This window comes from Kribbella sp. NBC_00709 (genome assembly GCF_036226565.1).
GTDB lineage: Bacteria > Actinomycetota > Actinomycetes > Propionibacteriales > Kribbellaceae > Kribbella.
Map to the genome: position 1 here is coordinate 3,738,357 of NZ_CP108996.1, position 13,573 is coordinate 3,751,929.

At 67.8% G+C, this 13,573-nt stretch carries 15 protein-coding genes; 4 read left to right on the top strand and 11 right to left on the bottom strand.

Going from position 1 to position 13,573, the window contains the following annotated elements:
• Positions 1 to 26 precede the first annotated feature (26 nt).
• Together OHA18_RS18400 and OHA18_RS18405 are read left to right on the top strand one after the other, a co-directional pair.
• On the top strand, positions 27 to 710 hold the full coding sequence (locus tag OHA18_RS18400; protein WP_329005344.1) for a siderophore-interacting protein: 684 nt from the start codon (positions 27 to 29) through the stop codon (positions 708 to 710).
• Positions 711 to 720: 10 nt separating this feature from the next.
• On the top strand, positions 721 to 1,173 hold the full coding sequence (locus OHA18_RS18405; protein ID WP_329005345.1) for a GNAT family N-acetyltransferase: 453 nt from the start codon (positions 721 to 723) through the stop codon (positions 1,171 to 1,173).
• On the opposite strand, the gene OHA18_RS18410 is transcribed toward OHA18_RS18405, so the two are convergent.
• The 9 genes from OHA18_RS18410 to OHA18_RS18450 form a co-directional block, all read right to left on the bottom strand.
• Entirely contained in the window at positions 1,148 to 1,774 is a 627-nt protein-coding gene (locus OHA18_RS18410; protein WP_329005346.1) for a TMEM175 family protein, read from the bottom strand. The genes OHA18_RS18405 and OHA18_RS18410 overlap by 26 nt on opposite strands.
• Before the next feature lie 63 nt (positions 1,775 to 1,837).
• Entirely contained in the window at positions 1,838 to 3,247 is a 1,410-nt protein-coding gene (gene sthA / locus OHA18_RS18415) for a Si-specific NAD(P)(+) transhydrogenase (RefSeq protein ID WP_329005347.1), read from the bottom strand.
• A gap of 55 nt (positions 3,248 to 3,302) precedes the next feature.
• Positions 3,303 to 4,802, bottom strand: coding sequence for an arabinosylfuranosidase ArfA (gene arfA / locus OHA18_RS18420; RefSeq protein ID WP_329005348.1), 1,500 nt, complete (start codon positions 4,800 to 4,802; stop codon positions 3,303 to 3,305).
• Between the two features lie 21 nt (positions 4,803 to 4,823).
• Positions 4,824 to 5,651, bottom strand: a complete 828-nt coding sequence (locus OHA18_RS18425; RefSeq protein WP_329005349.1) for a carbohydrate ABC transporter permease — start codon at positions 5,649 to 5,651, stop codon at positions 4,824 to 4,826.
• A complete protein-coding gene (locus tag OHA18_RS18430) occupies positions 5,648 to 6,532 on the bottom strand; it encodes a carbohydrate ABC transporter permease (RefSeq protein WP_329005350.1) in 885 nt (294 codons plus the stop codon). Before OHA18_RS18430 ends, OHA18_RS18425 begins: the two co-directional genes overlap by 4 nt.
• A gap of 13 nt (positions 6,533 to 6,545) precedes the next feature.
• Positions 6,546 to 7,835: an extracellular solute-binding protein gene (locus OHA18_RS18435; RefSeq protein ID WP_329005351.1), complete on the bottom strand. Its 1,290-nt coding sequence runs from the start codon at positions 7,833 to 7,835 to the stop codon at positions 6,546 to 6,548.
• A gap of 94 nt (positions 7,836 to 7,929) precedes the next feature.
• Entirely contained in the window at positions 7,930 to 8,940 is a 1,011-nt protein-coding gene (locus OHA18_RS18440; RefSeq protein WP_329005352.1) for a LacI family DNA-binding transcriptional regulator, read from the bottom strand.
• 37 nt (positions 8,941 to 8,977) lie between these two features.
• A complete protein-coding gene (locus OHA18_RS18445; RefSeq protein ID WP_329005353.1) occupies positions 8,978 to 9,175 on the bottom strand; it encodes a hypothetical protein in 198 nt (65 codons plus the stop codon).
• 78 nt (positions 9,176 to 9,253) lie between these two features.
• Positions 9,254 to 10,276, bottom strand: a complete 1,023-nt coding sequence (locus OHA18_RS18450; RefSeq protein WP_329005354.1) for an aldo/keto reductase — start codon at positions 10,274 to 10,276, stop codon at positions 9,254 to 9,256.
• Between the two features lie 90 nt (positions 10,277 to 10,366).
• On the opposite strand from OHA18_RS18450, the gene OHA18_RS18455 reads away from it, so the two are divergent.
• On the top strand, positions 10,367 to 11,401 hold the full coding sequence (locus OHA18_RS18455; protein ID WP_329005355.1) for an aminotransferase class V-fold PLP-dependent enzyme: 1,035 nt from the start codon (positions 10,367 to 10,369) through the stop codon (positions 11,399 to 11,401).
• 33 nt (positions 11,402 to 11,434) lie between these two features.
• The gene (locus OHA18_RS18460; RefSeq protein ID WP_329005356.1) at positions 11,435 to 11,851 is read left to right on the top strand and encodes a MerR family transcriptional regulator; all 417 of its coding nucleotides are present in this window, start codon (positions 11,435 to 11,437) and stop codon (positions 11,849 to 11,851) included.
• Here the strand turns inward: OHA18_RS18460 and OHA18_RS18465 are convergent.
• Both OHA18_RS18465 and OHA18_RS18470 read right to left on the bottom strand, forming a co-directional pair.
• Positions 11,835 to 12,335, bottom strand: coding sequence for an SRPBCC family protein (locus tag OHA18_RS18465; RefSeq protein ID WP_329005357.1), 501 nt, complete (start codon positions 12,333 to 12,335; stop codon positions 11,835 to 11,837). The two genes, OHA18_RS18460 and OHA18_RS18465, sit on opposite strands and share 17 nt — an antisense overlap.
• Before the next feature lie 37 nt (positions 12,336 to 12,372).
• On the bottom strand, positions 12,373 to 13,521 hold the full coding sequence (locus OHA18_RS18470; RefSeq protein WP_329005358.1) for a molybdopterin molybdotransferase MoeA: 1,149 nt from the start codon (positions 13,519 to 13,521) through the stop codon (positions 12,373 to 12,375).
• Between the last annotated feature and the right edge of the window lie 52 nt (positions 13,522 to 13,573).

The following is a 13,573-nucleotide window of genomic DNA, read 5'->3' on the forward strand; positions in this document are numbered from 1 at the left end:
GAGTGGGGCACGGCTGGGAAGGCGTGGTGCTCAAGCTGTTTCGCGGGAAGGACTTCGTCTTCACCGTGACGGGTGCCGAACAGGTCACCGAGCGCTACCGCCGGGTGCATTTCACCGACGGCGGTCTGCTGGAAGCGATCGGCGTACACCCGACCATGTGGGTGCGGTTGTGGTTCGACAACGCGGGCAAGCCGCACCAGCGCGCGTACACGCTGGTCGATCCGGACGTCGAGGCCGGCACGTTCAGCCTGGAGTTCGCGCTGCACGACGGTTGCGCGAGCGACTGGTCCCGCAAGGCCGAGCCGGGTGACGCCATCGAGGCGACCGTGCAGGGGACCGGGTTCGAGGTGCCGGACCCGTTGCCGCCGCGGATGCTGGTGATCGGCGACCCGGCCTCGCTGCCCGCGATCAACTCGCTGCTCGCGGTCGCCCCGAAGCTGCCGACGACGATCTGGTTCGAGACCACCCACGATCTCGACCATGAGCTGCCGTTCCGGATCGACCCGGAGCATCACGATGTCCGCAGGATCCCCCGGGCGGAGATGGTCGAGAACGTGAAGGCGGATCTCAAGGACGCGATCGGCCCCGACGCGTTCGTGTGGATCGCCTGTGACACCGCGACCACGCGGGCGCTCACGTCGTACGTCGTGAAGGATCTCGCCGTACCGAAGCATCGGGTGAAGTCCCTCGGCTACTGGAAGGCCGCGTAGCCTTGCGGTCGTGATCACGCCGCTCGACCTCGTCGACCGCACGCTCGCCGAGCGACTGCTCGCGATCCAGCACGCCGCGTACGCGGTCGAGGCCGAGCTGATCGGCTTCGACGGCATCCCGCCGCTGCAGGAAGACTTGGCCGGACTGATGGCCGCGCCGGAGCATTGGCTGGGCAGGTACGACGGAGAGACCCTGGTCGGCGCGGTCGCGTACGAGTTCCCGGACGACGACACCGTCGAGATCTCCCGGCTGATCGTCGATCCCGCCCATGCCCGCCGCGGCCATGGGCGCGCGTTGCTCGACCACCTCGACCAGCTGGAGCTGCGACCGGTCAGCCTCGTCTCCACCGGTAGCGCGAACACTCCGGCCGTCACCCTCTACAAGTCCCGCGGCTACGCGGAGCTAGGTCAGGTCGAGGTTGCCCCCGGCATCTACCTCACGCAGTTCCGGCGCGCGTCCTGATCTGCTCGAAGCCGTAGTAGACCGCGAGCAGGAAGACGAGCAGCAGGGTCACCTGGGCGGAGACGAACGACACCGCGATGCAGGCTCCGTAGATCACCGTGCCGAACGAATACCTGATCAGCGACTTCCGCACCTGCGCGCTGTCCATCTCGTGGTCGACCAGGTGCTTGCGCAGGACGTGCCACCAGATCGCGCTGAAGGCGATCGCGGCCAGGGTCAGGTTCGCGCTGTAGACGGCCGCGGCGACGTTGGCGTTGATCGAGTCGTCCTCGAGGTGCTCCGCGAACATGCTGGTCGGGAACGGCAGCAACGTGACCCACAGCAACAGCAGCAGGTTGAGGAACATCAGCCCACGGTCGGCCCGCTTGATCTCGCGGAACATCGAGTGGTGGTTGACCCACATGATGCCGAGGATCGCGAAGCTGGTCAGGTACGCCGCGAACTGCGGCCACTCGTCCACCAGCGCGGGCCACAGCCGCTGCCCCTCCTCGAGTTCGGGGCTGTGCAGTTCGAGGACGAGAAGGGTGATCGCGATCGCGAAGACGCCGTCGCTGAACGCTTCCAGCCGGTTGGTCTCCGCAGGGTCGGACTGAGTACTCACGGCCACACAGTCTGAACTACTACACCGGTGAACGGGCCGCTGACGTGATCGCCTTCAGCGTAATCAATCTGTCCCGAAAGCATCGAGGGCGCGGATCTTGTTGGTGACGTCGAGCGCCGCGACCTTGTAGGCCTCCGACAACGTCGGATAGTTGAGGACGGTGTCGACCAGGTAGTCGACCGTGCCGCCGCAGCCCATGATCGCCTGCCCGATGTGGACCAGGTCGGTCGCATTGGTGCCGAACACATGAACGCCGAGCAGAGTGCGGTCCTCGGTCGAGACGAGCAGTTTGAGCATTCCGTAGGTGTCGCCGAGGATCTGCCCGCGGGCCAGTTCGCGGTACCGCGAGACACCCACCTCGTACGGGACCGACGAGCGCGTCAGCTCCTCCTCGGTGGCGCCGCAGTACGAGACCTCGGGGATCGTGTAGATGCCGATCGGCTGCAGCCCGGCCAGCTCCCGGGCCGGTTCCCCGAAGGCGTGGTACGCCGCCAGCCGGCCCTGATCCATGCTGTTCGCGGCGAGCGCCGGGAAGCCGATCACGTCGCCGACGGCGTAGATGTGCTCGACGGTGGTCCGGTAGTGCTCGTCCACCTTGATCCGGCCACGCGCGTCCGCCTCGAGCCCGGCGGCGGTCAGGTTCAGTTCGTCCGTGACGCCCTGCCGGCCCGCTGAGTACATCACCATCTCGGCCGGGATCCGCTTGCCGCTGGCCAGCGAGGTGACCGTGCCGCGGTCGGAGACCTCGACCCGCTCGACCTCCTCGCCGAACCGGAACGTGACGGCCTGGTCGCGGAGATGGAACTTCAGCGACTCGACCACTTCGGGATCGCAGAACTCCAGCATCCGGTCGCGTTTCTCGACCACCGTGACCCGCGTCCCGAGCGCGGCGAACATCGACGCGTACTCGATCCCGATCACGCCGGCTCCGACCACGACCATCGAACCTGGGACCTTCTCGAGCTGGAGGATCGCATCGGAGTCGAGCACGTGCCGGTTGTCGAACTCGATCTGCGGCGGCCGGGCCGGCCGGGTGCCGGTGGCGATCACGAACTTCTCAGCGGTGACCGTGCTGGTCTCACCTCGCCCGGACCCGACTACCTGGACCGTGTGCTCGTCGACGAAGCCGGCGGTGCCGTGCAGCAGTTCGACGTGGTTCCGGAGCAGTTGGGACCGCACCACCTCGACCTCGCGGCCGACGACGTGCTGGGTCCGGGCCATCAGGTCGGCGATGGTGATCTCGGACTTCACCCGGTAGCTGGCGCCGTACAGATCGCGCAGCGCCATCCCGGTCAGGTACAGGACGGCTTCGCGCAGCGTCTTGGACGGAATCGTGCCGGTGTTCACGCACACGCCGCCGAGCATGGAGATCCGCTCGACCACCGCTACCCGCTTACCCAGCTTCGCGCCGGCGATTGCCGCCTTCTGCCCACCCGGGCCGGAGCCGATCACCACGAGGTCGTAGTCGTACATGGGATCTCCCTGCCAGACTGGGCGCCTCCAGAGCACCCAGTCTGGTACAGCAGGGTCAGTCAGTCGACAGTGAAACGGCTGTCCAGCTGATGGCGGGGAGCGTCACGGTCAGTTTGCCGTCCTGCAGCCGGGCTTCGACCGGGCGTGGAGTGACCCGGTCGGGGTGCTCGGCCGAGTTCGTCGCGAGACCGTCCTCGTCGTGCACGATCCACGCCTCGTCGATCCTGGTCGCTCCGGCTCGGCTGACGTCGACCGTGATCTCGACCGGGGCCTCGGTCGACCGGTTGACGGCGAAGACCGCGACCCGGCCCTCGTCGTAGGTCGCGACCGCGTCGACCGCCGGAATGTCGCCGTACTTCGCTGTCGTGGTCAGCGGTGACTCGGTTTCCACCCGGAGGACCTGGCCGGACGCGAGCCGGGACGTGATCGCGAACGGGTGGAACGTCGGCTGCCGCCAGGCCGGGCCGCCGCGCTCGGTCATGATCGGGGCGATCACGTTCGCGAGCTGCGCCAGGCAGGCGACCCCGACCCGGTCGCTGTGTCGCAGCAACGAGATCAGCAGGTTGCCGACGACAACAGCATCGGTGACGTTGTACTCGTCCTCGATCCGCCGCGGCGCCACCGCCCAGCCGTCCCCGTCCTCGTCGGTCCGGCGCGAGCGATCCTTGTACCAGACGTTCCACTCGTCGAACGAGATCCCGATCTTCTTGCTGCTCTTGAGTTCCGCACCGACATGGTCCGCGGTCGCCACCACCGCATCGACGAAGCGGTCCATGTTCACCGCCGACCCCAGGAACGATGCCGTGTCGCCGTCGTCGTTGCCGTAGTACACGTGACACGAGATGTACTCGACGAAGTCGTACGTCTCCCGCAGCACCTCCCGCTCCCACGCACCGAACAGCGGCATCGCGGACGACGACGAGCCACAGGCGACCAACTGCAGGTCCTTGTCGATCATCCGCATCGCCCGGGCCGTCTCCGCCGCGAGCCGTCCGTACTCCGTCGGCGTCTTGTGCCCGACCTGCCACGGCCCGTCCAGCTCGTTGCCCAGGCACCACAACTTGATCCCGTACGGCGCTGCGCCGTGCTGCTCGCGCAGGTCGGACAACGCCGTACCGCCCGGGTGGTTCGTGTACTCCAGCAGGTCGAGCGCCTCCTGGACGCCGCGGGTCCCGAGGTTGAGCGCCATCATCGGCTCGACGCCGGCCTTGGCGCACCACCGGCTGAACTCGTCCAGACCGAACTCGTTGGTCTCGACGCTGTGCCAGGCCAGGTCGAGCCGGCGCGGCCGCTCGCTCCGCGGTCCGACGCCGTCCTCCCAGCGGTAGCCGGAGACGAAGTTGCCGCCGGGGTAACGGACAACCGAGACGCCGAGCTCACGGGTCAGCTCGAGGACGTCATTGCGGAAGCCGTCCTCGTCGGCTGTCGCGTGGCCGGGCTCGTAGATACCGGTGTAGACGCACCGGCCCATGTGCTCGACGAACGTCCCGAAGGTCCTGCGGTTCACGGGCGCGATCGTGAACGCGGGGTCGATGGTCAGATTGGCAGCGGGCACCAGGTTGCTCCTGTCGTGGGTCTAGCCCTTGATACCGGCGTCGCCCACACCGCGGACGACATGGCGCTGGAACAAGGCGTAGACGATCAGCAGTGGAAGACCGCCCAGCACGGCCGAGGCCATGATCTGGGCGTAGCGCAGGCCGTACGAGCCCTGCACGTTGGCGAGGCCGACCGGGATCGTCATCATCGACGGGTCGGTGGTCACGATGAAGGGCCAGAGGAAGTTGTTCCAGGCCCCGATGAACGTGAAGATGCCGACGGCAACCAGGATCGGCCGCGACATGGGCACCATCACGCTCCAGACGATCCGCCACCGGGACGCGCCGTCGACCCGGGCGGCGTCCTCGTAGTCGCGGGAGATGCCGTCGAAGAACTTCTTCAGCACGAACACCATCACCGGCGCCACCACCTGCGGCAGCACGATGCCCCAGTAGGTGTCGACCAGGCCGAGCCCGGTCATCTCCTGGAACAACGGCACGATCAGCACCTGCGGCGGTACCAGGATCCCGGCGATGATCAGGCCGAACAGCACCCGCCGGCCCGGGAACGTCGTACGGGAGAAGCCGAACGCGGCCAGTACGGAGACGAGCAGCGTCAAGGCGGTGACGAGCACGGAAACCACGCTGCTGTTCAGGAACCAGCGGATCAGGTCGCCCTGGTCGATGACGCTGCGGTAGGCGTCGGTGGTCGGTGCGTTAGGCAACCAAGTGATCGGGGAGCGGGTCGTTTCCGGCTCGGGCTTGAGCGAGGTGTCCAATGCCCAGAGCAACGGAACCAGCCAGACGACGGCGAGGATCACCGCGCCGACGGTGGTGGCCACCTTCGGGTAGGTCCAGGAGGTCCTCATCCGACGGCCTCCTTCCGGCCGGAGAACAGTTTGAACTGGGCCAGCGCGACGATCACGATGATCGCGAAGAACAGGTACGAGATCGCCGACGCGTACCCGATCCGGTAGCTGGTGAAGCCGGTCTCGTAGATGTACTGGATGACCGGCCGGGTGGCGTAGTTCGGTCCGCCGTTCGTCATCAGGTAGATCTGGTCGAAGATCTTCAGCGACGCGACCAGCTGCAGTACGACGATCAGCCCGGTGGTCCGGCTCAGCAACGGCAGCGTGATCCGGAAGAGCTGCTGTCTCCCATCCGCACCGTCGATCGCGGCCGCTTCGTAGACCTGGGCTGGAATCCCTTGCAGGGCAGCGAGATAGAGCAGGAAGTTGAACCCGACCGTCCACCAGACGGTCGTGATCACCACTGCGAGCATGGCCCGGTTCTCGGTGTTCAGCCAGTCGATCTCGGCGAATCCGCCGGCCGTCAGCAGTCCGTTCACCAGTCCGAACCCGGGCTGGTAGATCCACACCCAGATCAGCGTCACCACGGTCGCCGGCAGGACGAACGGAGCGAAGTACGAGAAGCGCAGCAGCCAGCCGAGCAGGCCTTTGCGGTTCGCGAGCAGCGCCATGACGAGGGCGATGATCACCAGCGGCGGCGTGCTCATCGCGGTGAAGACGAGCGTGTTCTTCAGCGACGACCAGACGGCCGGGTCGCCGAACAAGTCCTGCCAGTTCTGCAGGCCGAGGAACTGGTGCTTGACGCCGGCCAGGCTCGTGTTGAAGAAGCTGTTCCACAGGCCGGAGACGATCGGCCAGAGCATGAACAGCGCGAACAGCACCAGGAACGGAGCCACGAAGAACAGCCCGCTCCAACGTTCCTTCCAATCCGGTCTTTGCATGGGCGTTCTCCTGTCAGACCGGGGACGGGGTGTCGAGGAGCTTCTGGGTGGCCGCCTTGAACTGCGCGAGCGCGGTCTTCGGCGTGGCCTGTCCGGTCGCGATCCCGCTGAAGGCCGCTGCGGACTCGTTCTCCAGCTGCGCACCCGAACCGCTGAACCACGCGTCCGGGTCGTAGAACACGTTCGGCGCGACACTGCGGTACTCCGCCTGCGGCTTGAGGTCCAGGTACTCCTGGCTCTTCACCACCGGCTGGTACGCCGGGATGTGGCCGCCGGCCGCCCATTCGACGCTGTGCTTGAGCATCCAGGCGATGTACTCGATCGTCGCCTTCGTGTCGTCGGCGTTGCGGTGGGCCTGATGCGGCAGCACGAAGGTGTGCGAGTCGCCCTGGAACTTCGGCACGTCGTACACAACCGGGAAGGGCGCCATGCTGAACGGCAGCTTCGCGGTCTGGTACGTCGTGACCTCCCACTCGCCGTTGAAGCTCAGCCCGGCCTCACCGTTGCTGAACTGGGCGACCAGGGCCGCGTAGTTCGCCGACCGTGGCGTGAGGCCGTCGCTCGCGAGCTTCGCGATCAGGTCCAGGGCCTCGAGTGCTTTGGCGTCGTCGATCACCAGCTCTTTGCCGTCCGGGCTGAAGAACTCGCCCTCGAGCTGGCCGTACAGCGTCCACCACAGCCGCCACGGGCTGGTGGTGTCGACGGATACGGCGTACTTGCCGGTGGTCTCCTTGACGGCGCGGAGCATGTCGAGGAACGCGGTCACGCCCTTGACGGGCTTGATCTTGTTGTCCGATCCGAGCAGGCCGGCCTTCTTGCAGATCTCGAGGTTGTAGTAGAGGACGAACGGGTGCTGGTCGAGCGGAACGGCGTACAGCTTGCCGTCGATGACGCAGCGGTCCCAGGTCGCGGGCAGGAAGTCCGACTGATGTACGCCGGCGTTCTCGAGCAGGTCGACCGGGATCGGGTCGAGCATCGTCGTCGGGCTGAATCCCTTCAGCCGGGACATGTGCATGGTCGCGACCTCGGGCGCGCGACCACCGGCCGCGGACATCGCGAGCTTGGTGTAGAACGGCGGACCCCAGGCCAGCGTGTGTGCCTGGAACGCGACGTCCGGATGCTCGGCGACGTACTGCTGATGGATCTGCAGCAGCCGGGCACCGTCGCCGCCGCCGAAGAGGTTCCATTCCCGGACCTTGGGCTTGGATCCGAAGCTGCCGCAGCCGGTCAGTGCGAGGGCGCCGAGTACGCCACCAAGTACGGCTCGGCGCCCCGGGCGGGAGGGTGGTTGATCAGGGGGCATCGGTCCTCCAGGGCGGAGTGGAGCACGATTCTCTACACCGATGTACTACATCGGTGTAGAGAGGATGCCCGAGGGCTCAGGGACCGTCAAGGCTTCAGTTCGGGCCGAGGGTGGATTCTCTGCTGTGGAGTTCGTAGGGGGCGATGATCTCGTGGTGCTCGGAGACGTCGCCTGCCATCCGCTGGACCAGGAGCTCGACCGCGGTCCGGGCGATGTGCACCCGGTTCGGGTCGACGGTGGTCAGGGTCGGGCTGCTGTAGCTGGCCTCGTCGATGTTGTCGAAGCCGGCTACCGCCACGTCGTCCGGGATCCGCACACCGCGCGCGGCGAGCGCCCGGATCGCGCCGAGCGCCAAGGTGTCGTTGAGGGCGAAGACGGCGTCGAACGGTTGCCCGGTCCCGAGCAGCTCCGCCATCGCATCCGCCCCGCTCGACCGGTGCCATTTCCCGCCCGAGACGGCGAGTTCCTCCGGCACGGGAACGCCGTACTCCGCCAGCGTCTCGGCGTAGGCGCCGTACCGGATGGCCGCGGTGCCGACGCCTTCGCGGGGCCGGATGCCGATCACCGCGATCCGCCGGCGGCCCTGGTCGAGCAGATGCCGTACGACGGCCTTGGTGCCTTCGACGTTGTCGATCATCACGTGGTCGACCGGGCCGTGGAAGATCCGCTCGCCGAGCAGCACCATCGGGGTGTGCGTGCGGAGCTGGTCGACGTCCTCGGGGCCGAGGCCGAGCGGGCTGTACAGCAGGCCGTCGACCAGGTGCCCGCGCGGCCGGGCCAGCGCGGTCAGCTCCCGTCCGCGGTCGGCGCCGGTGGTCTCGATCATCACCGTCAGGCCGTGCTCGCCGGCGGCCGCGATCGCGGCGTCGGCGAGCTCGGCGAAGTACGGGTTGCTGAGCTCGGGGACGGCCAGGCCGATGACGCCGGTCCGGCCGGACTTGAGGTTCCGGGCGGAGAGGTTCATCCGGTAGCCGAGGGCATCGATCGCGGCCAGCACCCTGGTCCTGGTCTCGGCGCGGATGTACGGATACCCGTTCATCACGTTCGAGACCGTCTTCGGCGACACCCCGGCTGCACGCGCGACGTCACGCATCGTCACCGCCATGGCATGACCCTCATGGGCAGCAACCGTAATGCAGGGCTCACTCCTCTGCGGGGGCCTCGTCGTGAGTCGGGCGGCGTGGCGGGTTGGGCTGTGGGCCGGCGGAGCGGCTGCCCGGGTGCTCCGGGATGTCCAGCTCGTCGTCGGTCAGCTCGACGCCCTCCTCCCGGAGCGCGTCCTCGACCGCGGGATCCAGCTCGTGACCTGGGTGTGGCAGTCCTGGCCTGTCGAAACTCATCGCACCCTCCCTGGCAATGGTTACTGAGACCACGATACGGCCTGGCCTGCCGCACAGAGTTCCGTCAGCAGCAGGTGATCACCGGCGACGCTGAGTGAGATCGGTGAGGGATTGGGGCTGCCAGACACCGTCGACGGTGTAGAGGTCGGTGCCTGGGGGGACGATTTCGTCGATCCGGTCCAGGGTCTTGTCGTCGAGGGTCAGGTCGGCGGCCTTGAGCAGGCCCTCGAGGTGCTCCATCGTACGCGGGCCGGAGATCACCGACGTGACGGCCGGGTGTGCGGTGACGAAGGCCATCGCCAGCTCGGGCAGCGTCGTACCGATGCTGTCGGCAACTTCGATCAGCGGCTCGAGAGCGGCGTACTTCGCGGCGTTCCCGGGCAGCGCCGGGTCGAAGCGGGCCGGGGCGAGCGCGGCTCGGGCAGACAGGTCGAGCGACTGGTTCTTGCGGATCTTCCCGGACAGGAAACCGAACGCGAGCGGACTGTACGTCAGCACGCCCATCCCGAGCCGCCGGCAGGTCGGCAGGACCGACCGCTCGATGCCGCGGGCAATCATCGAGTACACCGGCTGGTTGGTCCGGAACCGCCCGAACCCACGGTGGCTGGACACGTGGTACGCCTCCACGATCTCCTCCGCCGGGAACGCCGAGCAGCCGAACGCGCGGATCTTCCCCGCGGTGACCAGATCGCTCAGCACCCACAGGGTTTCCTCGATGTCCGTGGTGTGGTCCGGCCGGTGGATCTGGTAGAGATCGATCCAGTCCGTGCCGAGCCGGCGCAGGCTGTCCTCGACCGCGCGGGTGATCCAGCGCCGCGAGTTCCCGCTCCGGTTGCGCCCTTCGCCCAGCGGGAAGTGCACCTTGGTCGCGAGGACGACGTCGTCGCGGCGATCCTTGATGGCCTTGCCGACGATCTGCTCGGACTCGCCGGCGGAGTACATGTCGGCGGTGTCGACGAAGTTGATCCCCTGGTCCAGCGCGGTGTTGATGATCCGGATGCAGTCCTCGTGGTCCGGGTTGCCGGCGGCCCCGAACATCATCGTCCCGAGGCAGTACTCACTGACCTCGATCCCGGTCCCACCCAGCGTGCGATAGCGCATGTCGACAGCTCCTCGTGTTCCGATCGGTCACCGTCTCGCACCGTAAGAGCTAGAGCGCTGTCTAAGTCAAGCCCGACCTACAGTGGCGGGATGGACATTGCTGGGCTGTGGGAGCCGGAGCCGGGCTGGTTGAACACCGCGTCGTACGGACTGCCGCCGAAGCCGGCCTGGGAGGCGTTGCAGGCAGCACTCTCCGACTGGCGGGTCGGCAAGACGAGCTGGGAGCCGTGGGACAGGTCGACCACGCGGTCCCGGGAGGCGTTCGCCCGGCTGATCGGGGCGGATGTCGCTGACGTGTTCGTCGGTAGCACGGTGTCGGCGGCGATCGCGCCGATCGCTGCGGCGTTGCCCGATGGTGCGAAGGTGCTGACCGACGACGTCGAGTTCACGTCGAACGTGTTCCCGTGGCAGGTGCACGCGGACCGTGGCATCGAGTTGATCGCCGTACCGGGCGCCGAGTTGGTGGCTGCGATCAAGCCGGGGATCGACGTGGTGGCAGTCAGTGCGGTGCAGTCGTCGACCGGCGTCGTGCTCGACCTGCCCGCGGTGATCGCTGCCGGCAAGGAGATCGGTGCGCTGGTGGTGATCGACGCATCGCAGGCGCTGGGCTGGCTGCCGTTGCGGATCGACGGCATCGATGCCCTGATCACTCACAGCTACAAGTGGTTGATGTCGCCGCGCGGCGCGACCTTCGGGTACCTGTCGCCGCGGCTGCAGGAGCGCTGCCGCCCGTCGGCCGCCGGATGGTACGCCGGACGGGACGTGCACGGCTCGTACTACGGACCGGTGATGGATCTCGCTCCGGGCGCGCGGAGGTTCGACCAGTCGCCGGCCTGGTTCAGTTTCGTCGGCGCGGCGCCGGCGCTCGAACTGATCGAGCAGATCGGCGTCGACACGATCCACCGGCACAACCTCGAACTGGCGAACGAGTTCCGCACCGGCCTCGGCCTGGAGCCGTCGAACAGCGCGATCGTCAGCACGAGGCTCCCCGGTGCACAGGAGGCATTCGCGGCCGCGGGCATCCGGGCCGCCGTACGCGACGGGAAGCTGCGGGCGTCGTTCCACATCTACTCCACGGAGGACGAGGTACAGCGAGCCCTCGAAGCGCTCAAACCCCTGCTCTGACTTGGTCCGGAGTTAGGGTGCCCCATGCGTGGAATGAGTATCGGGCAGGTGGCGGAGCGGACCGGGTTGAGCGTGCACGCCCTCCGGTTCTACGAGCGCGAGGGTCTGCTGGCCGATCAGGTGCGGCGGGAGTCGAACGGCCGGCGCGTCTACACCGAGGACGATGTCGAGTGGCTGGACATGTGCATCAAGTTCCGCTCGTCCGGGATGCCGCTCGACACCATTCGCAAGTACACCGACCTGGTCCGGCAAGGCCCCGGCAACGAGCAGGACCGGCTGGCCCTGCTTCGCAGCCATCAGGACCATGTCACGTCCCAGATCCAGGACCTCACCGAGTGCCTGAACGTCATCAGCCACAAGGTCAGCGTCTACCAGGAGCACCTGGAAGCCGGCACCGCCGAGTGCCTGTGGGTAGGCCCGTCCCAGCCCAGCACTAGCGAGGCTTCCTGAGTGCTGACTCCATGGCGGTGAGGGTTGATCGCATGTTCGCCGCCAGTTGATCGAGTCGGCCCTGGATGACCTCCGCAGCCTGGTCCGGGTCCTCGCTCGCGCCCTTCCGCAGGCCACTGTCGCCGGGGCCGTGGGTGAAGGTCTGGCGGACGAGGGTCTCCGTGCCGTGGTCCTCCATCTCGTACTCCCAGTGAGCGAACGGCACCTCCTCGTCGCCGTACACGTCCCAGCCGAAGCGGTACGGCGCCTCGGCGACGGTGACCGTGCAGGTCACGTAGGTCTCGAAGCCGTCCCGGAAGCGGTTGCGCGCCTCGAATCGGGCGCCTTTCTCGATCCGGTCGTCGAGCCAGGCGCCGTAGTAGCACTCCGGGCTCCACTCGCCGTACCGGTCGATCGCGGTGATGCCGGACCACAGCTCGCGGATCGGCAGCTTGATCAGTACCTCGACGTCGGTGGTCGAGCCGGTCACTCCGTAGTCGTTCATGCCCGGTACGTCGGACGAGCCCCAGCGGGCTCGACATTTAGCCGATATCGGGGTTGAGGGGGAGGAGACGGGCCGCGATCGCCTCTGCTGGGCCGGGGGCGACAACGGCGAGGGCGTCGGCAGCTGCGGGGCCGCGGAGCATGGCGGATCCGCCGTGGCCGATCGGTACGGCGCCGTGTGACGTGAGCCGGACCGGTACGAGCCGGGTGCTCGTCGGATGGCACGGGACACCGCCAGGTACGGCGATGTGGGTGAGTTCGGGGAGCCGGAGACCACGCATCCGGCTGATGGTCGCGACGCCGATCGTGAGGAACGCGACGAGCGCGGCGAACGGATTCCCGGGCAGTCCGAGGACCAGGCGGCCGTCGGTCAGCTGAGCCAGGGCTTGGGGATGACCAGGTCGGCAGGCGACCCCGTCCACGATGAACTCCGCACCCAGCGAGTTGAGTGTCGGCCGCAGATGATCCGCTGGTCCGGCAGCTGACGAACCGGAGACCAGGATCAGCTCAGCCTCGGACTCGCGGAGTGCCTGGATCAGGTCGTCGCGGGAGTCGGACAGGTGCTGTACGGGCGTAGCTCGCGCGCCCGCGCGGGTGATCAGGCCTGGGAGCATGGGCCCGATCGCGTCGCGTACTCGGCCCGGGCCGGAAGGTCCGCGGTGAACCAGCTCGTCGCCCGTCACCAGGGCGGCGACCGTCGGTGGTGGGATGACGGTCAGTCGGTTGAGGCCGACCGTCGCGGCCAGTCCGAGGACCGCCGGGTCGACGATCACTCCCGCCGGGAGCAGCTGGTCGCCGGGTTGGCACTCCTCGCCGGCCCGGCGGATGTGGCGGCCGTCCTCGGCCGGCCCTTCCAGCCGATCACCCGTCACGATCGCGTCCTCCGAGCGCACCACGGACGTCGCGCCGGCCGGTATCGCCGCTCCTGTGACGATCCCGGTCGCCTGCCCGTCCGCCAACGTCCCGGGATCCGCTGCGCCGGCCCGTAGGTGACCGATCACCTGCCATGGACCATCACCGCGTACGGCGTACCCGTCCATGGCGGCCCGATCGACCGGAGGGACCGCGCCCGGCGACACCAACGGCGTACCCAGCACGCACCCGTCAGCCTCGGCCAACCCGCGCGAAACCGCCTTCCCGGGCCGTGCCGCCGCATGGGCCAGCACCCGGGCCAGATCCCATGCCACGGCTTCTCGCCGGGCCCGAAGACCGCGGCCCTCGTCCTCCACCCGACTACCC

What these genes read in the sequence shown, in the direction of transcription:
- sthA (WP_329005347.1), bottom strand. Translation starts at nt 3,247, where the DNA reads ATGTACGACTACGACCTCGTGGTGATCGGCTCCGGCCCGGGTGGGCAG.
- OHA18_RS18425 (WP_329005349.1), bottom strand. Translation starts at nt 5,651, where the DNA reads ATGAGGACCTCCTGGACCTACCCGAAGGTGGCCACCACCGTCGGCGCG.
- OHA18_RS18430 (WP_329005350.1), bottom strand. Translation starts at nt 6,532, where the DNA reads ATGCAAAGACCGGATTGGAAGGAACGTTGGAGCGGGCTGTTCTTCGTG.
- OHA18_RS18435 (WP_329005351.1), bottom strand. Translation starts at nt 7,835, where the DNA reads ATGCCCCCTGATCAACCACCCTCCCGCCCGGGGCGCCGAGCCGTACTT.
- OHA18_RS18440 (WP_329005352.1), bottom strand. Translation starts at nt 8,940, where the DNA reads ATGGCGGTGACGATGCGTGACGTCGCGCGTGCAGCCGGGGTGTCGCCG.
- OHA18_RS18445 (WP_329005353.1), bottom strand. Translation starts at nt 9,175, where the DNA reads ATGAGTTTCGACAGGCCAGGACTGCCACACCCAGGTCACGAGCTGGAT.
- OHA18_RS18450 (WP_329005354.1), bottom strand. Translation starts at nt 10,276, where the DNA reads ATGCGCTATCGCACGCTGGGTGGGACCGGGATCGAGGTCAGTGAGTAC.
- OHA18_RS18455 (WP_329005355.1), top strand. Translation starts at nt 10,367, where the DNA reads ATGGACATTGCTGGGCTGTGGGAGCCGGAGCCGGGCTGGTTGAACACC.
- OHA18_RS18460 (WP_329005356.1), top strand. Translation starts at nt 11,435, where the DNA reads ATGAGTATCGGGCAGGTGGCGGAGCGGACCGGGTTGAGCGTGCACGCC.
- OHA18_RS18465 (WP_329005357.1), bottom strand. Translation starts at nt 12,335, where the DNA reads ATGAACGACTACGGAGTGACCGGCTCGACCACCGACGTCGAGGTACTG.